This is a genomic window from Peribacillus sp. R9-11, assembly GCF_031345095.1.
Classification (GTDB): domain Bacteria; phylum Bacillota; class Bacilli; order Bacillales; family DSM-1321; genus Peribacillus; species Peribacillus butanolivorans.
On record NZ_CP133763.1, the window covers coordinates 2154496 to 2176410 of the forward strand.

The window sequence follows — 21915 nt, forward strand, 5'->3', positions numbered from 1 at the left end:
AATTCCATTATGCGGAAAAGGAGGAGGTAATAATTTATTGTTCATCTATGAATAAGCCCATAAAACGAGTAATTATTAAACATCCAAAAGAAAGATCTATCAGTCAAGAACATTTAAGGAAAGAGTGAGGGGGAAGGGGAATTATCAATGTACAAAAATGTAATTGTAAAATTACCAAGCCAAAGTTATGTAAATGGACTAACAACATCCAATTTAGGAACTCCGGATTATGAGTTATTACTAAAACAGCATGAAAGTTATGTAGAGGCTTTGAAAAGCTGTGGTGTCTCCGTTACATGTTTGCAGAAAAGTGAAGAATTTCCTGATTCAGCATTTGTTGAAAATGCAGCGGTCTTAACTCCAGAATTCGCTGTTATTACGAACCCGGGAGCAGATACAAGGAATGGAGAAATAGTAGAAATAGAATCTGTGTTAAAGGATTTTTATGAAAAATTCCACTACATAAAAACACCTGGAACATTAGATGGAGGGGATATTCTTCAAATTGAAAATCATTTCTATATTGGTATTTCTGAACGTACAAACGAGGAAGGAGCACGCCAACTAAAAGAAATAGTAGAATCAGAAGGTTATCAAGCAACGATTGTTCCACTGCAGAAATTTCTCCATTTAAAAACGGGCATTGCTTACCTTGGTAACAACGCTATTATTGTTGCAGGCGAATTTATTAATCATCCTGAATTTGATCAATATAAAAAAATTATCGTTCCAGAAGAAGAAGAATACACCGCTAACTGCATTTTAGTAAATGGTTCCCTTATCATACCGAAAGGATATGAGAAGACAAAGCGACAAATTGAAGAGGTAGGCTATAAAACAATTGAATTAGAGATGACAGAGTTTCAAAAACAAGATGGAGGCCTTAGCTGCTTGTCCCTGCGTTTTTAATCCAAATTAAAGAGATGAGTTTTCAAACCTTGAAAAAAATAAATTCCAGATTTTATTTAAATTGAAAGAGGTGATATTTAATGAGCCATTTATTATGGGGATCAAAAGAAACACTTCGAAATCTGTTATGTGAACTTGTTAGTTGGGACAGCCGGACACTCACAGATGGAGAACGGAATTTTGCGTATAGATTGAGAGATAAATTATACGAAATTGAATACTTCCAACAAAATCCTAATTACGTATCCCTTCATGAAGTGGACCTGGGGAGAAACTATGTCACAGCCTTTTACAGAAATCCAAAGGTAAAAGATACCGTTGTATTGATAAGCCATTTTGATACGGTCCAAACTGAAGAATATGGTGATTTAGAACCTCTTGCATTTTACCCGGAAGAACTCACGAAGGCACTTCGTACGCGAAAAGCCGAGTTGCCAAATGAAGCATGTGATGATCTTGAATCAGGAGAATATTTGTTTGGCAGAGGAACAATGGATATGAAAATGGGGCTTGCCCTTCATATGTCAATAATAGAAAAAGCTATTTTCGAACAATGGCCTCTTAATCTTATCCTCCTTACCGTTCCTGACGAAGAAGTAAATTCTTCAGGAATGAGAGCGGCAGTTTCGAGACTTGTCCAGATGCGGGATGAATATGACCTTTTTTATAAACTGTTTTTAAATGGCGAACCTTCCTTTTCACAGAAGCCTGGCGATTCTAAATCGTATATTTATTCTGGAACAATGGGTAAAATCATGCCGGCTGCTCTTTTTTATGGAAAAGAAACTCATGTTGGTGAACCTTTTAAAGGAATAACAGCTCCCTATATTTCAAGTTTCCTTACTCAGCTCATGGAGTGGAATGCCCTTTTTAGGGAAAAGGATCTAGGTGAAACTACCCCGTTACCAATTGTATTACAACAAAAAGATTTAAAATCACAATACTCTACACAAACGCCTTATAGGTCCGTTGCGCTTTATAATGTCTTTGTCATGAAGCGAAGTGCCTCTGACATAATGAATCTGTTTGAGAAAGTTGCACAAGAAGCAGCCGCAGCATGCAATGCATCCTATAAAACATTGTGCCAACGTGAACAATTGAATGGAGTAGGCGTAATCCAAGTATTACGCTACGAAAAATTGATAGTATATGCAGAGCAGAAGTTAGGAAAGAGACTTGTAGAAGAAATAAAGAATGAGGTGAAGGCGAACTTTCATTGGGATGAGCGGGAAAAGTCTTTACGAATTGCCGATAAATTGTTGATTCAATGCCAGGAACTTGCACCAGCGATTGTCATATTGTTTGCGCCACCTTATTATCCTCCAGTCAATACATCACATGATCCGCTTATCATCGATTCTATTAAAAAAATAAAAAAAATGGCAAACAAAATTTCTATGGACATCAATCATATTCACTATTTTAATGGTGTTTGTGATTTGAGTTATGTCCATTATAACAATCATGATGATGGTTGGTCTGCTTTTGAACGAAATACGCCCGTTTGGGGAGAAACCTATAATATTCCCTTTAAAGACATGATGAAACTTCAAGCACCCGTTTTTAATGTAGGGCCTTTTGGAAAAGATGCACATCAACGTACGGAGCGACTTCATATTGAAAGTGCCTTCGTTCAGACCCCGATGATGATTGAGTGTTTACTGAAAAATATGTTTACAGATGCTAATACCATTTAATGAATCTTGCAATCTGATTGCACAAGTCTATAGTGCATTTCCATTAGATAGACGGAAAAAGAAAGTAGTAGATTTATTTTAAACTTTAACTGGGGGTCAAATATGAGTAATTCAACTATTCAGCAAATCACATCCAATTCTCTTGAGCATCAACCTATACCAGACAAACAACTAAAAAAAGCGAAAGGAAAAGAAATCAATCCTTTTGTCTTAATGTTCATCGTCATTATCATTGCCACCGTTCTAACCTATGTTTTACCCGCAGGTCAATATGAACGAGTTGAAAAAGACGGTCGTACAATCGTGAATCCTACTTCGTTCGAATTTGTTGATTCGTCACCAGTTGGACTACTAGATATGTTTAGCAGTGTACATTTAGGCATGATTGAAGGAGCTTCCATTATTCTTTTTGTATTTTTGTTCGGAGGCGCTCTTGGAATAATGCAAGCAACTGGTGCACTGGACTCCTTAATAAAATTTGTTGCAGCACGATTAGGAACCAAAGAAAAAGTGTTAATTCCGTTAATGGTATTAATATTTGCTTTATTAGGTACGCTGATCGGTTCTGCGGAAGATGCCTTAGTGTATATTGCAATTGTCGTGCCTATGAGTATAGCGTTAGGGTTCGATGCAATGACAGGTTTCGCGATTGTGGTGCTCGGAACTTTATCAACGGGTTTTACTTCTGGTATAACAAATCCTTTTAATGTGGGCATAGCTCAAAGTATTGCTGAATTGCCCATGTATTCAGGTATGGAATTACGAGTTGCCATTTTCGTCGCTTTTTATATCGTAACTGTAGTATATATTTATTTTCATGCGATGAAGGTAAAGCGTAACCCGACATTGGGTGAATTCGGTAAATTCAAATCTAGTGCGCATACGGAAATTGATTTGAATTTCAAATTAAGTAAAAGACACCTTCTTGCGTTACTTCTTCTATTGGTAAATTTCATTGTGTTAATTTATGGCGTTATTAAATTAGGTTGGTATATTAGCGAAATTAGCGGGTTATTCTTAATGTGTGCAATCATAATGGGCTTTATTGGAGGGCTGTCACCTTCTAAGATGGCTAATGGTTTCATTTCAGGAGCGAGTGACATGGTTTCTGGAGCACTTATAATTGGTGTCGCACAAACAATCTTGGTTATTTTCACGAATGGTGGTCTACTGGATTCAATTTTATATTATACGTCTGGATTAGTTGAACAATTGCCCCCTGCAATTAATGCTTTAGGAATGTTTATTTTACAAATGCTCATTAATTTTGTTGTACCATCTGGAAGTGGACAAGCTGCACTCACCATGCCAATTATGACACCGTTAGCAGATTTAGTCGGTATGTCAAGACAAACCGCTGTGTTAGCATTCCAATTAGGGGATGGCTTATCTAATATGATTTTTCCTACTTCCGGAGTACTATTGGCCGGTTTAGCAGTAGCAGGGATACCTTTTACCAAATGGGTGAAATGGATCTTTCCGTTTTTCCTAATTCAAATGGCCGTATCGATAATCTTTTTAATTATTGCCCAAGCTATTAAATATGGTCCTTTTTAACGGAAAATATGAAATAATAAATAAATATATATATATATATATAAGGAGGTCTTTCATTAATGATGACAATGGAAAAGGCGATTATGAATCAGGTAATCTCATGGAGGCGCCATATACATGAAAACCCCGAGCTTTCCTATCAAGAGCATAATACATCTGATTATATTTACAATCTATTAAGTACATTTCCAGGATTAGAAGTAACGAAACCAACAGAAACAAGTGTATTGGCAGTATTAAGAGGATCGAAGAAAGCTGATCAGAAAAACTATACCATTGCGTTTCGTGCAGATATAGATGCATTGCCTATTCAAGAAGAAGCTGATGTGGACTTTAAATCGAAAAATCCAGGAGTTATGCATGCCTGTGGACATGATGCACATGCTGCCATGTTATTGGGTGCTGCAAAGATTCTTTCTGAAAAAAGGGAGGAGATTTTTGGGGAAATCAGATTTATCTTTCAACATGCTGAAGAATCCTATCCAGGAGGGGCATCAGAATTAGTGAAAAGCGGTATCATGGAAGGAGTTGACTATGTATTCGCTCTTCATGTTTCACCCTATGAACGAAAAGGGACAATTTGTATCAGAGATGGGGTATTCTGTGCGGCTGCTGATGACTTTGAAATTAAAATAATTGGCCAAGGAGGACATGCTTCTACTCCTGAATTAACAATCGACCCATTAATCATTGCAGCTGAAATCACAACCAATCTTCAACATATTATCTCTAGAAAACTTTCTGCACTTAAAGCACCCGTGATTTCCGTTACTACATTTCATGCTGGAAGTGCTCTAAATGTAATACCAGAATATGCAGAGCTTGGCGGGACAATTCGATCTCTAGATGGAGATAGTCGCGTAAAATCTAGAGAATATCTAGAGAAAATTGTAAAAGGGATTACTGATGCACATGGAGCAAACTATGAAATCAATTGGTTATTAGGTTATCCTCCTGTGGTCAATAACAAAACAGTAGTAGACATCTCTCGGGAAATTGTAGAAGAAATTTGCGGGAAAGATAACCTGATAAACGTCGAACATCCAATGTTTGGGACTGAGGACTTTTCTGCCTACTCCGAAATTGTTCCAGCTTCGATGCAATTTATAGGTGTTCACAGTGATGAAATAGGAAAAGCGTATCCGCTGCATCATCCTAAATTCAAGATTGACGAAAGTGCCTTGCAATACGGAGTAGAATATTTCGTAGGGGTTGCAAAGAAAGTGTGTGGACACTAAATAGGAATCAATAAGTAGAATATAAGCTATTAAAAATGACCAATTCATATTTGAGTTGGTCATTTTTTTGATTAATTAGCCATTTGATCTTAATCAAATATTCCATCACAAAGAATTTAAGACCTAGATATTATCAATTGAAATAGCTGTACTAGTGTTTAACCTGAAGCAGTCTATTAAGATATTTAATTATTGAAAAAACAGTATAAATATCTTAATAAATATATTAATTTAAAAAATTTACCAAAAATAATTGCAATTCTGAAAATTCCATAGTATATTATGTAATATAAACGGAAGTAAATAAAACATAATACTAAAACTAAGGAGTGTTGATGAATGAGTACAGCAGTTGAAACTAAGAGAACGCTTACAATCCAAAAAAACAAAGAAACTGGGGTTGCAGAGGTACATCTTCATATTAACAAGACGAATGCTTACACACTTGATTTTTACAAAGAGTTAAATGAGGCAATTGATGATATTCGTTTTGATCCAGATATGAAGGTAGCTGTGTTAATGAGTGATATGCCTAAATTTTTCTCGGTGGGGGCAGATATTAATTTCCTTAAAGCTGCTGATCCCGTTTTTAAAACACAATTCTGCTTGTTCTGTAATGAAACACTTGATAAAATTGCTCGTTCACCGCAAATCTGGATTGCTTGCCTAGAAGGCCATACAGTAGGTGGAGGTCTGGAAATGGCGATGGGCTGTGATCTACGCTTTATGGGTGATAAAGCAGGGAAAATTGGTTTACCAGAAGTTAACCTTGGGGTTCTTGCTGGGACAGGCGGTACGCAACGTATGGCTAGGTTGGTTGGACACTCAAAGGCAATCGACTTGAATATCACAGGAGAATCGATTCTACCTCAGGAAGCTAAGGAAATTCGTCTGGTTGACCGCGTTTACCCACAAGAAGAAATTCGTGAAAAAACATTGGAATATGCAAAAAATGTCGCCAGTAAAGCAAGTTATTCAGTCACTAATATCAAGCTTTCGATTATGAATGGTAAAGAAATGCCATTAAACGCGGCGATTCGTTACGAAGGAGAAATACAAAATCTGTTATTCCGTTCTGAGGATGCTAAAGAAGGTTTGGCTTCATTCCTTGAAAAGCGTGAACCACAATGGAAAGGTAAATAATAAATTTACCCTTTGAAAAAGCGATATCGGTTTCTGCCGATATTGCTTTTTTAATACCAATGCTAAAAGGAAGCTGGTGAAAAATATAATGGAAGAAACTCATTTAAAAAGACGCATAAACGAAACAAAATTTCAAATCCAATGGGGTGATACAGATCGAGCAGGGATCGTCTATTATCCCAATTATTATAAATGGTTCGATTTAGCAGGTCATAATTTTTTTCGCTCGATAAATATGAGTCCTAAATATTTAGAAGAAGAAAAAAAAATTATCATTCCTTTACTAGAAGCAAAGTGTACATTTGAAAATCCCCTTTACTATGACGATGAAGTGACAGTGTACACCCATGTGGAGGAAATGAAAACGAAGACAATTCGTTTTCATCATGATGTATTTTGTGGAGAGAGAAGGACTGGCCATGGCTATGAAATTCGCGCTTGGACTTCTATTGAGGGCGATAAGTTTAAGGCGGTGCCAATTCCTGAAGATATTAAAAGATTATTGAAAGTTAGATGATAGTTTAATATTGGATAATCCTCTAACAAGTTTGAAAATTGAGCTAATTTAGATTACATTAAGAAGAAAAGGCTTTATGAGAACAGGAGAATCAACATGAAACCAAGGTCATTATTGTATACTCTTTTTGGTGATTTCGTTCAATTTTATGGAGGGGAGGTATGGATTGGCACCCTTATTAAAATGATGAATCATTTTGGTATTTCTGAATCATCTGTACGCGGTGCCATTTTACGACTCGTACAGCAGGATCTAATAATTGGGCGGAAAATAGGCAATAAAAGCTATTATTCATTAACACCAAAAGGAAAGCGCAATATGGATGATGGTGTCAAACGTGTTTATACAATCAGAAATCATCAATGGGATGGTTTATGGAGAGTGGTAACCTACTCAATTCCTGAGGAAAAACGTGTGCTTCGAAATCAAGTACGTAAGGAATTGAGTTGGACTGGTTTCGGGCTTATGTCTAATAGTATTTGGGTCAGTCCTAATCCATTAGAAAAACAAGTGCTAACCCTAATGGATACATATGATTTAAAGGACTATTTAATTGTATTTAGTTCGAGCCAAGTCATCACTCATACTAATGAAGAGATTTTACGCACTTGTTGGGATTTAAAAGAAATAAACAAAAACTATTTAACCTTTATACAGCAATATGAATCGAAGCTTCATGACATGCAGCAGGCTGTTTGGGAAGATACCATTTCCAATGAGCAATGCTTTTATGAACGAACCAAGATTGTACATGAATACCGGAAATTCCTTTTCCTGGACCCCGGTTTTCCGCTAGATTTGCTGCCTGATGATTGGCATGGAATTAAGGCTAGGGAGTTGTTTTGGAATATCCATCAACTGACTTCAGTCAAAGCAGTGAAATATTTTGAATCGATAATGGAATATCCGCCTGATAAAGCAGGCTATGTTAATCGTGAGAAAGCAATCAACCCTTTTTCAGAAATCTATCATGATTAATTAGGAGGAGAGGTTTTATGCCAAAAGTTTATGTTACAAAAATAGAAAGTATCGCTTATGTCATATTAAATCGACCTGAAGAGCTAAATAGTCTTGATTATGGGTCGTTAAAGGAATTGAATGAAATTGTTCTGAACTTAAGTACCGATTTAACAATAAAAGCGGTGGTTTTTTCCGGAACTGGTATGAAAGCTTTTTGTGCTGGAGCTGATTTGAAAGAGCGAAAAACATTGTCAGAGCAAGAGACACGTAGAAATGTTTGTCTAATTCGAGATGTTTTTAATAGAATAGAAGACTTGCCGCAGCCTACAATAGCGATGATTAATGGATATGCACTTGGAGGTGGCTTGGAATTAGCCCTTGTCTGTGATTTTAGATTTGCGGTATCGGAGGCGCAGCTTGGTTTAACTGAAATAAACTGGGCTATCATTCCAGGTGCAGGCGGAACACAGCGTTTACCGAAGCTGATTGGCATTTCGAAAGCCAAGCAACTTATTTATAGCGGTAAAAAGCTTAATGCCATCGAGGCGAAAAATATTGGATTAATTGATGAAACCTTTGATGACCAGGAGTCACTTGAGGCCTATACACTTGAATTCTTGGAGCCGATATTGCTAAAAAGTTCGATTGCACTCCAACAAGCAAAATATGCAATTAATAAAGGGCATGCTACTGATTTGCGAACAGGGATTGCCATCGAATCAAAGGCCTATGAGTTAACAATAGGGACTGGGGATCGAAAAGAAGCATTACTCGCCTTTCAAGAAAAACGGGACCCAGTTTTTAGGGGGTCCTGACAATGGCTGTGCTTTCAGGAAATCATCAACAAATAACAGATTATTTAACACGTATCGGGATACCTGTACCGTTCCCTATGAAGTATGTCTATTGTTATATATTCCGCACGAGAGAAGAAATCATATTAATTGATGTTGGTTTTCCAACAACAGACGCGAAACAGTATTGGGAAGAAGTCTTTGAAGAGTTGTCTATCAATCCAACAGATATATCAAAGATTATCCTGACTCATTTTCATCCTGATCATTCAGGATTAATTAGTTGGATGCAACAAAAAACCGGTGCACATGTTTATATGAGCAAAGAAGAAGCTAAGATGATTAAAACTGTTTTTGGCGGCAGCACGAAGCAGGCTGAGGCAACATATGAATTATTTCAAAAGCATGCTGTTCCAGAGCCATTGTTGACGAAAGTTAAAGAGAACGTATTGTTTCTTTCAAGTAAAGTAAATCCACTTCCCGAAATTAATAATTTCAATGAATCGCAATTAGATAGTCCTGATGGAAGATGGGCCGTCCATAAATATAGTGGACATGCTGAAGGACATCTATGTTTTTATCATGAAAGTCAGAAAATTATGTTAATAGGCGATGTTGTCTTGAATCGAATCACTCCGAATATTAGTCTTTGGCCCAACTCTGATCAAAATCCCTTAGCTAGTTACTTTTCAACTTTGCATTGCCTTGTTGATCAAGATATAAGCATTGCTTATCCAGCCCATGGAACACCTATTGAAAATCTCTCACAGAGAGCTAAGGAAATCATTGTACATCATAAGGAACGTTTAGCGACTATTTTAACCATTTTGGAAACGAATCAAGTAGCTTTTGAGATTACAGAGAAGCTGTTTCATCATAAAAAGCTTACTGATCATCAGTGGCGATTCGCCATTGCGGAAACATTAGCACACCTGGAGTATCTAGTGGAATCAGAGAGAATTCATAAAATCTCAACAAATGGTACGTTCCAATATAAATTATAAGGAATAAACGAGATGTATTTATGTACATCTCGTTTATTTGTTTTCTGAAAAATCTGATAAAGTCTTGACTAACCATATAAAGTAAATTATTATATTACTTATATAAGACGATAGTTCAAAAAACATAATATGATAGGAGAGGGAGATATGGCAATATCTGCGAATGATTTGATGAGCAAGGTCCAATCTGGGTTTGTGGTGGAGAGATTAGAAGATATGGATGAAAATTATAAAAAGGCATTGAAACAAACTCTGATGATAGTTGGGGATACAGAGCTACTAAGTGTGCCACCACTTCTGACTGTTTACAAAGATGCTCCTAATTTAAATTACAAAATCACAGCACTTGCTGTTATGCAGGATGAAATTGGGCATGCGCATATTGCCTACAGGTTATTAAAGGATTTAGGAGAAGATGTTCAATCTTTGTTATACAAACGTCCGCCAAATAAGTGGAAAAACCCATTTGCCTTTGATTTTAAATTAAATAATTGGGTTGAACTCGGTGTGTTTAATGGATTGTTTGACCGTGCAGGTTACACCCTGTTGGGAGATGCACACCAGCATACATCATACGGACCATGGAAACGTGCGTTAGTCAAAGTAGATAAAGAGGAATTATTCCATTTGAGAAACGGCGAAATTATCATGAAGGCAGCTATGAAAGAACCGGAAACGGCTAAGCAGGTCCAAGAAGCAATTGATTGGATGTTTATAATGTCACTGGAGTTCTTTGGTGTAGCGGATAACTTAAAAAGTCGTTCATCCCAGCTTGATTATAAGTTGAAAGGAAAAACAAATGATGAACTAAGGCAAAAATGGATGTCAACGGCTGTTCCTTTCTGTGAATCTCTTGGACTTAATGTTCCGGCCCAATACAACGAAGAGACTGGGAAATATGATTTGCTTGTTCCCTTTCCTTGTAAATTCGATGTTGAAAATAAGCGATGGAAATATGATGAGCCAGATACATGGGATAATGTCATCCAGCGCTTTAAGCAGAGAGGTCCGCAAAATCAGGAATTTGTTAATCGAATTCAAAAAGGATATCAACAACTTGAAGAATATCGAAATGAGGCGATCTAGATGGAAAAGGTTTTTTATAAAGATCCCATTCTTATCAATGCGTTACAAGACGTTACTGATCCTGAATTTCCAATAAGCATTGTTGATATGGGATTAATTTATGGGGTAGAAAAACAAGAAAATAAGGCGCTTGTTACGATGACTTATACTTCAACAGGCTGTGGGTGTATGCAATGGATTGAAAGCGATATCAAAAATCGACTGCTTCAAGAAGAGAATATAAATACAGTGGAAATTGAAGTGGTTTGGAGTCCTGCCTGGACGGTCGATCAAATGAGTGAAGCAGGTAAACAAAAATTAAAGACTTGGGGGGTTAGTTCTAGATGAATAATAAAGCAGTTAAACAGTTTGAATATAATGTGTTTTCCAGAATTAATCGAGGTGATGATTTAATGCATATTGGAACCGTCGAGGCCAGCAGTGATGAGTTGGCGCGTGTTTATGCAAGATATATTTACGACGAAGAAAAATGGGTGGAAATGTATATAGTCAAGAGGGAAAATATGATTTGCATTAGAGAAGTAGAACCATTTTTTAAGAAAAGGGTGGTTTAATATGGTGAATTCCACAAATGTCAATTATGAATTAATTTCTTTAATAGAAACGATTGCTGATAACAAATTTATCCTAGGAGACCGTCTTGTCGAGGTCGGTGTGAGCGGACCTGACTTAGAAGGAACACTTGCAGCGATTGCGATGGCGCAATCAGAGCTTGGACATGCGCGCCTTCTCTATAACTGGGGAGCGAATTTAAAAGGTGGAAAAGGTAACAAAAATGATGTGAAGGAACAAACAGGAAAAGCATTCGATAGCATAGTTAAAATCGAGGAATGGATATCACTTATTGCAGGACTCTACTGTATGAACACAGCGCTTAACATATTGATAACCGCTTTAACCAGTCATCAGAAAAGCAGTGATATCGGGCTGCAATTTAATAAATTAGTAAAAGAACAGGAAGAACATATTTTGTACTCAAAAAGCTGGGCACTCAAGTTGCTAAATGATGGCGGATCTATACCAGCTCGATTCGTTAATGCTTTTAAGCTTTGTGAACAAGAAGTCATTACATGGTTGAAGCAAGTGGAAAACAATATTGTTCTTGTTGAGAGTGATGTTCTTCTTAAAAATAGTAATCTAGCTGATTCTTATAAGAATGCATTGATCCCAAGCTTGAGGGATGAGGAAATTGTAAATGCTCAGTGAAAAGGAAAAACCAACTTGTCCTTTTTGTGATGGAAAAAATGTTGAGTTATATTCATCCTTCGGCACTGCACAGCTAGTTAGGCAGTACTATTGCCAGAACTGTAAAACTGTATTTGAAAGTATACGTTGGAGTGGAACTGCTGATGCATCTCCTGAGAAAACTCAAGGAATCCAAACAGTCGGTGTAGTTGGTTCGGGGACAATTGGAAGTGGAATTGCCCAAACTTTTTTACAAAGTGGATTATCAGTTACTTTATATGATATAGAAGACGAAACCCTTGAAAGAAACTCTAGAAATATTATTACTAATATCGAAAAAATGAAAGTAAAGGGTAAAATTACCCCAGAGCAGGCAGAGTCAGCAAATCGAAACCTTAAGGTGAGTACAAAACTCACTGATTTATCGGGTTTAGACTTAATTATTGAAGCTGTACCGGAGATTAAATCTTTAAAAATAGAATTATTTAAGAAGTTAGATGCAGTTTCCGACCCTGAAACAATTCTAGCAACCAATACGTCATCTTTTTCAGTTACAGAATTTGCAGCCAATTTAAATCATCCTCAAAGAATGATTGGTATTCATTTTTTTAATCCAGCACCTCTAATGCCACTCATTGAAATTGTAAAAAGTCAATTAACTGATCAAACCACCATCGATAGAACTAGAGACCTTTTCCTCCTAATTAAGAAAAGGCCGGTAATATGTAAAGATACACCAGGCTTTATCGTCAATAGAATTGCCCGTTCTTTTTATAATGAGTCCCTTAGAATTGTCGATGAAGGTTTAGTTACACATGAGAAAGTTGACCGAATCATGAAAAAGGCTGGCGGGTTTAAAATGGGCCCATTTGAATTACAAGATTTAATTGGTATTGATATTAATTACAATACGACTCAATCATTATTTGATAATTTTCAAAATGAGAGTAGATTTAAACCCCATTATTTACAAAAAGAAATGATACTAGCTAACAGGCTTGGACGGAAAACAGGAAAGGGGTTTTACAAATATGAGTAGCTTCCAGAAGGTGCTCATTGTTGGCTCTAATCAATTGGCCGCTAGACTTCATAAAATTTTTGAAGGTTCGACAAAAATTAAAACTGCTGATCACTTAGCCGATTGTGAAACAGAATTTTTTGATTTCATTTGGGAAACAGAGCATGGTAATCTAGAAAACAAGAAAAAAACAATTCAGGCACTTGAAAAATTTGTTTTAAATAAACATTCAATTGTTATAACGAGTGTACTTTCTGTTACTTGCACAGAAGTATCTAATTGGACAAATGGACATTTGAAAATTGTAGGATTTGCTTGTTTTTCAGACTTGGATTCTCAAAATCTAGTTGAATTAACTTTGCCGTTAACTGGGGAAACGAACAATTTGGAAGCGGTTACTAAACAACTTGAAAATGTAGAATTAGAAACGGAATTTGTTGAAGACCAAGTAGGACTAGTTTTTCCAAGGGTGCTTTCAATGATTATTAATGAAGCATTTTATGCTTTTACGCAAAAAATAGCTACTAAGGAAGATATCGATATAGCGATGAAGCTTGGAACAAACTATCCCAATGGGCCGCTAGAGTGGGGAGAGCGTATTGGGCTTGATGAAGTGTATTCTGTCTTACAAGGGTTATACAATAATTTACAGGAAGAACGATATCGGCCAGCTCCATTGTTAAGAAAGTTTGTTATTTCTGGTTGGAACGTTGAGGCATTTGCCCGGTATGAAAATTACAAACAGAAGATTAAGTCATATAACTTGTCACAAATAGAGAATAAAGAACTTCCTTTTACCACCTGATAATCAATGAAAATGACAGTGTGTGAGATTTATGGGGTAGATGAAATGGAGTCCTTTGACAGTACGGAATGCTGTGACTGCAGCAAGAATTGCATTTGAAACAGGGAAATGGAGTCGCTTTTCACATAGTAAACGAGCACAGGTATTAAATAAAATCGCTAGTATCATGCGCGAAAGATATGATGAACTTGTAAAAGCAGAAATTTTGAACACAGGTAAAAACATTCCTGCGGCTAGAGGTCAAGTTACTCAAGCCATTGAGGATTTCGAGTTTTATGCAGGAGTTGCTTTAACTTCAGGTGGACGCACAAATCCAATGCCGAATAATTTTTTTAACTATACCTTGAAAGAGCCTGTAGGTGTCTGCGGTCAAATTATACCTTGGAATTATCCATTAATGATGGCGGCTTGGAAAGTAGCTCCAGCACTCGCTGCGGGTTGTACAGTGATTCTTAAGCCTGCTAGCTACACGCCAATTACTGCGTACCTGCTTGCTGAAATATGTACAGAAGCGGGAGTTCCTGCGGGAGTTGTGAACGTAATTACTGGAAGTGGTTCGGAAATTGGACCATACATGACAGAGCACGAAGGCATTAATAAAATTGCCTTCACAGGTGAGACGGAAACAGGAAAAGATATCATGTCTAAAGCATCTGGGACATTAAAACGCGTTACTTTAGAATTAGGAGGGAAGTCACCAAGCATCATCTTTGCTGATACAGAAATAGAAGATGCGGTAAATGGATCTTTATACAGCATCTTTTATAATACTGGACAGTCATGTGAAGCCCGCTCTAGAATTTTTGTAGAAGAATCGATTTACGAGGAATTTTTAAATAGATTCGTAGAAAAGACGAAGCAACTAAAAGTCGGTGATCCATTCGACAAAGGAACACATGTAGGGGCAGTCATATCCTCAAGTCATGAAAAAGTAATAGACGACTATGTAAAGCTTGCAGTAGAAGAGGGAGGAACCGTTCTTTGTGGAGGGAGCAGACCTGAAGGTAAGGAGTTTGCAAACGGTTATTGGTATTTACCGACTGTTATTAGTGATGTCACAAATGAAAGCAGAATTGCTCAAGAGGAAGTATTTGGTCCAGTTGTTGTTGTCATGAAATTTACAAATGAAAAAGAAGCAATAGAAATGGCAAACCACTCGATTTATGGTTTAGCATCTGCAGTTTGGACAACAAACCATGCAAAAGCGAATCGGGTAGCAGCAAAAATTAACGCCGGGATTGTGATGATTAACAGCCCGATTTCTGCATTCCCTGGAACTCCATTTGGAGGTTATAAGCAGTCAGGCTTTGGTAGAGAACTATCTCTTGAAACCCTTGATTTATATACTGAAACGAAAAGTGTAGTCTCCTATGTAGGTGAAAAGCAGTTAAATATGTTTGGTCTGTAATAGAATAATAGGTGGGGAAAATTTTTATCAGAAAATAAAGGATTTTAGAAAAAGGCAGGAAATTTATTAAGGTTATTGGAGGGAAATATGTGTGATAAAAACCGAGCATAAAATTAGAGGTTTGGGCGCGAGGTATAATGCTTCTTATAATTTCTTTCAAAAAAATATAGAAGTAGGCAGAGGTGATAAAGCGGCGATTTATTATGAAGATCGTTTTTACACCTACCAAGAAATCGATACATCTGCTAACCAATTTGGTGCTGCCTTAAAAGAGTTAAACATAGAGATGGAACAGCGCGTTTTACTATTATTACATGACTCTCCAGAATTCATAATTAGTTTCTTTGGTGCAATTAAAGTTGGAGCAATTCCTATTCCTGCCAACACACTTTTACCGTTAAAGGATTATGAGTTTCTATTGAATAATAGTCGTTCAAAAGTGTTGGTTACAACTTGTGAGCGCTGGGAAGAATTAAAAGTTATTAAGAACCGTTTACTCTTCTTAAAACATGTAATCCTAGTTGACGGGGAAAATCAACCCTTGAAGGAAGCAGATGAACACTCCTTTCGCGATCTAATAAAAGGCAAAGATAAAGAATTGCCTCCCTGTTATAGCAATATTAATGATCAAGCGTTCTGGCTTTATACGTCAGGCAGTACGGGTGAGCCAAAGGGTGTGATTCATCTTCAAACAGATATGGAAGAAGCCTTTAAAAATTACGCCAAAAATATTTTACAGATCACTGAAAATGACATTACTTTTTCTGCTTCGAAGCTTTTCTTTGCCTATGGTTTGGGAAACGGGATGTATTTTCCGCTTGGAGCCGGAGCTACTACTGTTTTAATGCCGGACCGACCAACTGCAGAGAAAGTGTTTGAGACGATTGAAAAGTATCGTCCTACCATCTTTTTTGGGGTTCCTACCTTGTATGGATCTATGCTCAATTACCTTGAGAAGACGAAAAAAAACTATGATCTCTCTTCGATAAGACTTTGCGTATCTGCTGGAGAGGCGTTGCCTGCCTCTTATATAGAACAATGGAAGAATGTTTTTAATTTAGATATTATCGACGGAATAGGCTCAACGGAATCTCTTCATATATATCTGTCTAATCAAGTTAATCAAATTCGGCAAGGGAGCACGGGAAAGGTTGTTCCAGGTTATGAATCTAAAATTGTGGATGAAGATGGTCAGGAAGCAGCAGTGAATGAAGTAGGAGATCTTTTAATTAAGGGTGAAAGTATTGCGGCATCGTATTGGAATCTTAATGAAGAAAATAAAAAGAAATTTATTGGTGATTGGCTTGTGACGGGAGATAAATATTTTAAGGATGAAGATGGTTTTTATTGGTATGCCGGCAGAATTGATGACATGATGAAAGTGAATGGAATCTGGGTATCGCCAATAGAAATTGAAAACGCTCTCTTATCCCATCCTGATATATTAGAAACTGCTGTTGTCGCGGTAAATGACGAAAATAATTTAATTAAACCAAAAGCCTATATTGTATTAAAAGCTGGTGTCGAACCGAAGGAAGAACTGAAACTTGAATTTAAAGGATTTATCAAAAAGGTGTTGGCACCATATAAATATCCCCGTGTCATTGAATTCGTGAATGAGTTGCCAAAAACTACAACTGGAAAAATTCAAAGATTTAAATTAAGAGGCTGAAACAAGTTAATTATTAAAGTGTAAAACCTAAACAGAAAAAAGTAATGATAACCTTTGATAAAAGCTGGTCAAGTTTGCTCTAGAATAAGGAATCAACGCAGAAGCGTATCATTGTGTGTTTGATATTCAACCGTAGTTTTCCATTAGCAGAATTATTTTAAACGAATCTAAAGAATCTTAAAATATGGATGGGGGGCGAAGAATAGTGAAAACAAGAGCACTGAGAGATGAATTAATTGAAGTGGCGCAAGGGAAACGCCCCGCTGATATGTTAATTAAAGACGGAACAGTGATTAATGTGTATTCTGGTGAATTCCTAAAGCAAAATATTGCTTTGTATAAAGATTGCATTGCATATGTCGGGGAAAATGAAGTAACCATAAATGACGACACCACTGTAATTGATGCCAATGGTTTGTACGTGTCTCCAGGATTTATCGAAACTCATGCACATCCATGGGTTGTATACAATCCGGTAAGTGTTACAGAAAAGGTATTGCCGTTGGGAACCACGACGACTGTAAATGATAATTTGTTTTTTTATTTACACATGGGTGCCTTAGGGTTTAAACACCTTGTAGACGATTTAGAGAAATTGCCAGGAAACTTTTTTTGGTTGATTAGATTAGTTTCGCAGGCCATATTCCCAGGGGAAAGAGAATGGTTCAACCAAAAGGATATTATTGACCTACTTACGCTAGAAAATGTCCTTGGAACAGCAGAAGTGACTCGCTGGCCGTTATTATACAATGGGGACCCAGTCTTATTAGATATTATAGATGCAGCGAAAAAGATGGGAAAAGTATCTGATGGACATAATGCCGGGTGTTCTTATGATAAATTAAATTCGATAGCAGCTTCTGGAATTAGTGCCTGTCATGAAGCTATAACAGCGGAAGAGGCTTTGGACCGTTTACGTTTGGGATTGTGGACAGTACTTCGAAATAGTTCGCTGCGTCCAGATTTGTCAAATATAATCAAGCTGATTACAGAGGGAAATGTAAGTACGAGCAGAATCTTAATGACAACAGATGGCCCGCATCCATCTTTTATTGAAAAAGAAGGATTTGTTGATGGACTAGTAAGGCAAGCGGTGGAACTAGGAGTCCCGGTTATGGAAGCAATTCAAATGGTAACCATTAATGCAGCTACATATCTCAAGCAGGACGATTATATTGGGGGAATAGCTCCAGGAAAAAAAGCTGATATTTTATTGTTGCCTGACCTCGACCAGTTCCGTCCGGATTTAGTAATCTCAAACGGAGAAATAGTGGCTGAAAAGGGTAAATTAACCATACAGATGCCTGATATTGATTGGAGTAAATATTTATCTGAAAAACCATTTACATTTTCAAGAGAGATTTTAGAAAACCCAGATCTGTATATTTACCCAGAAACATCTTCAAGCAACTCAGTGCCGGTTATTTTTTTTCGAAGTAATGTAATAACTCAACGAAAAGATTTGGAGCTTCCAACTAAGAATGGATTTGTAGATCTAACAGATCAAGAAGGTCTTATGTATGCAACTCTAATCCATAGAAATGGGGAGTGGGTGACAAAAGGAATATTAGAAAAGTTTGCGATTAATTTGGATGGGATGGCCTCAACCTTTAATACAACTACTGACTTGCTTACCATCGGTAGAAACCCTGAAGCTATGGCTAAAGCTGCTGCACGTGTTTATGAAATGGGTGGTGGTGTGGTAATAGTTGATGGTGAGGAAATCATTCTTGAAATCCCTTTACAGCTAACCGGTATGATGACCACTGATCCCTCCTTTGATAAGGCAGTAGAATTTAATGATAAATTATTATCGGCACTCCAAGCACGAGGATTTCCTTTCCATGACATTTTATATACATTATTGTTTTTAACTTGTGATTTTCTTCCGGGGCTCCGTTTAGTTCCCTTTGGGTTATACGAAGTAAAAACCGATAAAATCTTGGTACCTTCCATACCCATGACTTACTTATCAAACGAAATTAAAGCTTAAGTTAGACAAGATGATAGTAACTTAATTAAATGGAAAGCAGAATTCATTTACCCGTACAAAAGGGCGCCATTGTTAAGAAACGAAAGCCGGATTTCTCAGTGATATCAGTGAGGAATTCGGCTTTTTAATATTTAGGTATTGTTAACGTTATAAATTCTCGCATCAAAGAGTGATATAAAGCTCAATCTTAGAGCTAACTATAAAACTAAAAGAAGAAAAGAGGATAAATGATGATTAACATGCTACATCAAATTATGATAAACGCCCCTGCTGAAAAAGTATACGAAGCCATAACCACGACTGAAGGATTTAAGGGGTTGTGGACAACAGATGCTAAAGCTGGACCTCAAGTAGGAAGCATTGCTGAATTTGGCTTTTACAATCGTAAAGCTATTTTCCAAATGCACGTTGATCAGCTTGAACCAGGTAAGTTGGTAGTATGGACAGCTCAACATGATATGCCAGGATGGAAAGGTACAAAAATTCGTTTTGATTTGAATGTAAATGAAAACGGAGTGACGATTGTAGACTTTAATCATTCTGGATGGGAGTCAATGGAAGGACCATATGCGATGATTAATACAACTTGGGGTTCACTTATGTACATTCTTAAGCAATATGTGGAAGGAAAAAAACCAGGTGTGTGGCATCAAGGATAAATAAGATATAAAACAGAAAATGTATTTTAATAGAAGGACAGCAGAAAACGTAGCAGAAACGTATAATATTTCCCGTAAAGCTCAAGATGCATTTGCATTGGAAAGCCAAAGGCGGGCAAATACTGGCGATTGATTCTAGAGATTTCAATTCACAAATCGTTCCATTGCTTTGTTTTGTGATTATTCTAAATGTCGGCGGTAGTTGAGTAAGTATCACTATACCAATTTCAGGTTCAGCCTCAGAATAAGACTTCTATATTGCCTCATTCATTATTCAAAAGCAATTACAGGTATAATCAGTGCTGCTATAGAATTGTATGCTTTCTAGAAGATTGAAAATCCCATCTCCGAAAAATCCCATCCTTATCTATTAAGAATTATTCTTAACTCTATTAAAAATTCAAAAATGAATTATTGGTTTTAACATGAATCCTTAAAAGTAAGGCTTTTTAAGAGAATAAAATTCATTAATGAATTGACTCATTTCGTAAAATCAAGCTGTTTACACCTATATATGTCTTGGCATGCAAGTTGCATTAATAAATAAGTATAAATCGAAAATGGAAAAATATGAAAAGATTTGTTACTAAGAGGAGGGATAAATGGTGCGAAAAACAGTAACTCAGCCATGGAAGCAATGGTATGAAGAAAGAATGAAGTTCTTACAGCTACCGGAAATATCCGTCTATACACTACTTGATAAAACAGCCAAAAAGTTTCCTGATCATACAGCCATTATTTTTGAAGACAATTTAATAGACTATAGAAATCTGAAATTGCAGGTAGACAAACTTGCAGGGAAATGGAAAGAGTTGGGTTTCGTGAAAGGAGAACGAATTGGTCTGATGATGGCCAATCATCCTTATTTTATTGTCAGTTATTACGCTGCTCAGGCGCTTGGGCTTATTGTTGTACAGCTGAATCCAATGTATAAACCGAGAGAACTATTGCAAATTTTAATAGACTCAAATGCTAAATATATTGTGTTTGATCAAACTGCTGCGAAGACAGTTGAAGAAACGAAAGGGATATATGACTTTGTAGCTTGCATTAATACAGATGACGAACAAAATGACTCTCATTCTCTTCGTTCAATGATTGAATTTGGAGAAGCAATTAAAAAGCCTGAATGTATAAATCCCTATGAAGATACTGCTGTTATTCAATACACCGGTGGTACCACTGGGAAGATGAAGGGGGTTATGCTTACTCATTATAACTTGACCTCCAACGTTGTACAGAGCTTTGAAATGTATGGGGATTCAATGATACCAGGTGAAGAAATCGTCTTGGCATCGACACCTCTATATCATGTTTATGCAATGACAAGTGCAATGAATCTAGGTATCTATATTGGAGCCTCTATTCTATTATTTCCTAAATTCGAGGTCCAAAATGTACTTGATAACATTAAAAAGTATCGTCCTACTTTTTTTCCAGGAGTTCCAAAGATGTATAACGCTTTTGTCAATCACCCGGAAATCGAAAACTATGGACTGGATTGTTTAAGAAATTGTTCTTGCGGATCAGCTCCACTTCCAGTTGAGGTAATGAAGCGATTTGAGGTGCTGACCGGTGCCAAAATTGGTGAAGGCTTTGGTTTATCAGAAGCTTCTCCATCCACTCACCGTAATCCACCCTTTGGGAAAAGGAAAATAGGAAGCATTGGCATTCCCTTTCCAGGCACAGACTGTTTGATTATTGATGATGATAATAATGAAGTTCCAAACACAGGTGTTGGAGAATTGCTTATAAAAGGCCCACAAATTATGAAGGGTTACTGGAATAATGAATCTGAAACAAAAAAGGCATTACAAAATGATTGGCTATACACTGGTGATCTCGCAGTGATGGATGAAGAGGGTTATTTCTACATTGTCGGGAGAAAAAAAGAAATGATTATTGTTAGCGGGTTTAATATTTATCCCCAAGAGGTGGAAGGAGTGCTATATGAACATCCGACTATTAAAGAGGCTGCTGTGGTGGGTATACCTCATAAAGAAATAGGTGAGGTAGTAAAAGCATTTATTGTACCGAAAGAAAACGCCTCCATTGATCTTGATGAAATAGAAGGATATTGCTATTCCCAGTTGACCCCCTACAAGGTGCCAAAAGAATTTGAAATTAGAAAAGAACTGCCGCGGAACACAGTCGGAAAACTTTTAAAAAGATTGCTTATTAAAGAAGAACTTGAAAAGGAGGAGAAAAGTGATTAAGGAAGAATGCATAGTTTGAAAGAGTAGCAGAACGGGATCCAACATGCATATTTT

The 21915-nt window shown here is 36.9% G+C and carries 21 protein-coding genes; all 21 read left to right on the forward strand.

Annotation, left to right across the window (positions count from 1 at the left end; translation table 11 throughout):
- Window positions 1-147: 147 nt before the first annotated feature.
- The 21 genes from RE409_RS10570 (at window position 148) to RE409_RS10670 (ending at window position 21861) form a co-directional block, all read left to right on the forward strand.
- Window positions 148-909, forward strand: a complete 762-nt coding sequence (locus RE409_RS10570) for a dimethylarginine dimethylaminohydrolase family protein (protein ID WP_309558933.1) — start codon at window positions 148-150, stop codon at window positions 907-909.
- An 80-nt stretch (window positions 910-989) separates the two neighbouring features.
- Complete coding sequence (locus RE409_RS10575; protein ID WP_309558934.1) at window positions 990-2606, forward strand: M20/M25/M40 family metallo-hydrolase; 1617 nt, start codon at window positions 990-992, stop codon at window positions 2604-2606.
- Between the two features lie 102 nt (window positions 2607-2708).
- Window positions 2709-4163: a YfcC family protein gene (locus RE409_RS10580; protein WP_309558935.1), complete on the forward strand. Its 1455-nt coding sequence runs from the start codon at window positions 2709-2711 to the stop codon at window positions 4161-4163.
- Between the two features lie 59 nt (window positions 4164-4222).
- The gene (locus RE409_RS10585) at window positions 4223-5401 is read left to right on the forward strand and encodes an amidohydrolase (RefSeq protein ID WP_309558936.1); all 1179 of its coding nucleotides are present in this window, start codon (window positions 4223-4225) and stop codon (window positions 5399-5401) included.
- A 339-nt stretch (window positions 5402-5740) separates the two neighbouring features.
- Window positions 5741-6544: an enoyl-CoA hydratase/isomerase family protein gene (locus RE409_RS10590; protein ID WP_056523504.1), complete on the forward strand. Its 804-nt coding sequence runs from the start codon at window positions 5741-5743 to the stop codon at window positions 6542-6544.
- Between the two features lie 88 nt (window positions 6545-6632).
- On the forward strand, window positions 6633-7061 hold the full coding sequence (locus tag RE409_RS10595) for an acyl-CoA thioesterase (protein ID WP_057219234.1): 429 nt from the start codon (window positions 6633-6635) through the stop codon (window positions 7059-7061).
- 96 nt (window positions 7062-7157) lie between these two features.
- Window positions 7158-8039 carry a PaaX family transcriptional regulator gene (locus RE409_RS10600; protein WP_056523501.1) on the forward strand — a complete coding sequence of 294 codons (882 nt, stop codon included), beginning with the start codon at window positions 7158-7160 and terminating at the stop codon, window positions 8037-8039.
- A 17-nt stretch (window positions 8040-8056) separates the two neighbouring features.
- The gene (locus RE409_RS10605; RefSeq protein ID WP_201224934.1) at window positions 8057-8836 is read left to right on the forward strand and encodes an enoyl-CoA hydratase-related protein; all 780 of its coding nucleotides are present in this window, start codon (window positions 8057-8059) and stop codon (window positions 8834-8836) included.
- Window positions 8837-8838: 2 nt separating this feature from the next.
- Window positions 8839-9819, forward strand: a complete 981-nt coding sequence (locus RE409_RS10610; RefSeq protein WP_201181165.1) for an MBL fold metallo-hydrolase — start codon at window positions 8839-8841, stop codon at window positions 9817-9819.
- A 147-nt stretch (window positions 9820-9966) separates the two neighbouring features.
- Window positions 9967-10905, forward strand: coding sequence for a Phenylacetic acid catabolic protein (locus tag RE409_RS10615; protein WP_116821863.1), 939 nt, complete (start codon window positions 9967-9969; stop codon window positions 10903-10905).
- A complete protein-coding gene (locus RE409_RS10620; protein WP_201181163.1) occupies window positions 10906-11232 on the forward strand; it encodes a metal-sulfur cluster assembly factor in 327 nt (108 codons plus the stop codon).
- On the forward strand, window positions 11229-11459 hold the full coding sequence (locus RE409_RS10625; RefSeq protein WP_057217666.1) for a hypothetical protein: 231 nt from the start codon (window positions 11229-11231) through the stop codon (window positions 11457-11459). Before RE409_RS10620 ends, RE409_RS10625 begins: the two co-directional genes overlap by 4 nt.
- Before the next feature lies 1 nt (window position 11460).
- Window positions 11461-12111, forward strand: a complete 651-nt coding sequence (locus RE409_RS10630; RefSeq protein ID WP_201181161.1) for a Phenylacetic acid catabolic protein — start codon at window positions 11461-11463, stop codon at window positions 12109-12111.
- Window positions 12101-13129: a 3-hydroxyacyl-CoA dehydrogenase family protein gene (locus tag RE409_RS10635; RefSeq protein ID WP_309558937.1), complete on the forward strand. Its 1029-nt coding sequence runs from the start codon at window positions 12101-12103 to the stop codon at window positions 13127-13129. The genes RE409_RS10630 and RE409_RS10635 overlap by 11 nt, the downstream gene beginning before the upstream one ends.
- Window positions 13122-13913, forward strand: a complete 792-nt coding sequence (locus RE409_RS10640; protein WP_201181159.1) for a 3-hydroxyacyl-CoA dehydrogenase family protein — start codon at window positions 13122-13124, stop codon at window positions 13911-13913. Before RE409_RS10635 ends, RE409_RS10640 begins: the two co-directional genes overlap by 8 nt.
- 40 nt (window positions 13914-13953) lie before the next feature.
- The gene (locus RE409_RS10645) at window positions 13954-15321 is read left to right on the forward strand and encodes an aldehyde dehydrogenase family protein (protein WP_309558938.1); all 1368 of its coding nucleotides are present in this window, start codon (window positions 13954-13956) and stop codon (window positions 15319-15321) included.
- A gap of 91 nt (window positions 15322-15412) precedes the next feature.
- Window positions 15413-16993 (forward strand): benzoate-CoA ligase family protein, encoded by a 1581-nt coding sequence (locus RE409_RS10650; RefSeq protein ID WP_309558939.1) that lies wholly within the window; start codon window positions 15413-15415, stop codon window positions 16991-16993.
- Window positions 16994-17195: 202 nt separating this feature from the next.
- The gene (locus tag RE409_RS10655) at window positions 17196-18986 is read left to right on the forward strand and encodes an adenine deaminase C-terminal domain-containing protein (protein ID WP_309559257.1); all 1791 of its coding nucleotides are present in this window, start codon (window positions 17196-17198) and stop codon (window positions 18984-18986) included.
- A gap of 230 nt (window positions 18987-19216) precedes the next feature.
- Complete coding sequence (locus RE409_RS10660) at window positions 19217-19645, forward strand: SRPBCC family protein (RefSeq protein ID WP_309558940.1); 429 nt, start codon at window positions 19217-19219, stop codon at window positions 19643-19645.
- A 19-nt stretch (window positions 19646-19664) separates the two neighbouring features.
- Window positions 19665-19778 carry a thiolase family protein gene (locus RE409_RS10665; protein WP_201181153.1) on the forward strand — a complete coding sequence of 38 codons (114 nt, stop codon included), beginning with the start codon at window positions 19665-19667 and terminating at the stop codon, window positions 19776-19778.
- A gap of 469 nt (window positions 19779-20247) precedes the next feature.
- The gene (locus RE409_RS10670) at window positions 20248-21861 is read left to right on the forward strand and encodes a long-chain-fatty-acid--CoA ligase (RefSeq protein ID WP_201181152.1); all 1614 of its coding nucleotides are present in this window, start codon (window positions 20248-20250) and stop codon (window positions 21859-21861) included.
- The last annotated feature ends 54 nt before the right edge of the window (window positions 21862-21915 follow it).

Excerpts from the sequence above, each read along its gene's own strand:
- RE409_RS10590 (WP_056523504.1), top strand. The coding sequence starts at position 5,741 with ATGAGTACAGCAGTTGAAACTAAGAGAACGCTTACAATCCAAAAAAAC.
- RE409_RS10645 (WP_309558938.1), top strand. The coding sequence starts at position 13,954 with ATGAAATGGAGTCCTTTGACAGTACGGAATGCTGTGACTGCAGCAAGA.
- RE409_RS10595 (WP_057219234.1), top strand. The coding sequence starts at position 6,633 with ATGGAAGAAACTCATTTAAAAAGACGCATAAACGAAACAAAATTTCAA.
- RE409_RS10580 (WP_309558935.1), top strand. The coding sequence starts at position 2,709 with ATGAGTAATTCAACTATTCAGCAAATCACATCCAATTCTCTTGAGCAT.
- RE409_RS10620 (WP_201181163.1), top strand. The coding sequence starts at position 10,906 with ATGGAAAAGGTTTTTTATAAAGATCCCATTCTTATCAATGCGTTACAA.
- RE409_RS10605 (WP_201224934.1), top strand. The coding sequence starts at position 8,057 with ATGCCAAAAGTTTATGTTACAAAAATAGAAAGTATCGCTTATGTCATA.
- RE409_RS10660 (WP_309558940.1), top strand. The coding sequence starts at position 19,217 with ATGATTAACATGCTACATCAAATTATGATAAACGCCCCTGCTGAAAAA.
- RE409_RS10575 (WP_309558934.1), top strand. The coding sequence starts at position 990 with ATGAGCCATTTATTATGGGGATCAAAAGAAACACTTCGAAATCTGTTA.
- RE409_RS10600 (WP_056523501.1), top strand. The coding sequence starts at position 7,158 with ATGAAACCAAGGTCATTATTGTATACTCTTTTTGGTGATTTCGTTCAA.
- RE409_RS10665 (WP_201181153.1), top strand. The coding sequence starts at position 19,665 with ATGTATTTTAATAGAAGGACAGCAGAAAACGTAGCAGAAACGTATAAT.
- RE409_RS10625 (WP_057217666.1), top strand. The coding sequence starts at position 11,229 with ATGAATAATAAAGCAGTTAAACAGTTTGAATATAATGTGTTTTCCAGA.
- RE409_RS10610 (WP_201181165.1), top strand. The coding sequence starts at position 8,839 with ATGGCTGTGCTTTCAGGAAATCATCAACAAATAACAGATTATTTAACA.
- RE409_RS10670 (WP_201181152.1), top strand. The coding sequence starts at position 20,248 with ATGGTGCGAAAAACAGTAACTCAGCCATGGAAGCAATGGTATGAAGAA.
- RE409_RS10630 (WP_201181161.1), top strand. The coding sequence starts at position 11,461 with ATGGTGAATTCCACAAATGTCAATTATGAATTAATTTCTTTAATAGAA.
- RE409_RS10615 (WP_116821863.1), top strand. The coding sequence starts at position 9,967 with ATGGCAATATCTGCGAATGATTTGATGAGCAAGGTCCAATCTGGGTTT.
- RE409_RS10640 (WP_201181159.1), top strand. The coding sequence starts at position 13,122 with ATGAGTAGCTTCCAGAAGGTGCTCATTGTTGGCTCTAATCAATTGGCC.
- RE409_RS10585 (WP_309558936.1), top strand. The coding sequence starts at position 4,223 with ATGATGACAATGGAAAAGGCGATTATGAATCAGGTAATCTCATGGAGG.
- RE409_RS10570 (WP_309558933.1), top strand. The coding sequence starts at position 148 with ATGTACAAAAATGTAATTGTAAAATTACCAAGCCAAAGTTATGTAAAT.
- RE409_RS10635 (WP_309558937.1), top strand. The coding sequence starts at position 12,101 with ATGCTCAGTGAAAAGGAAAAACCAACTTGTCCTTTTTGTGATGGAAAA.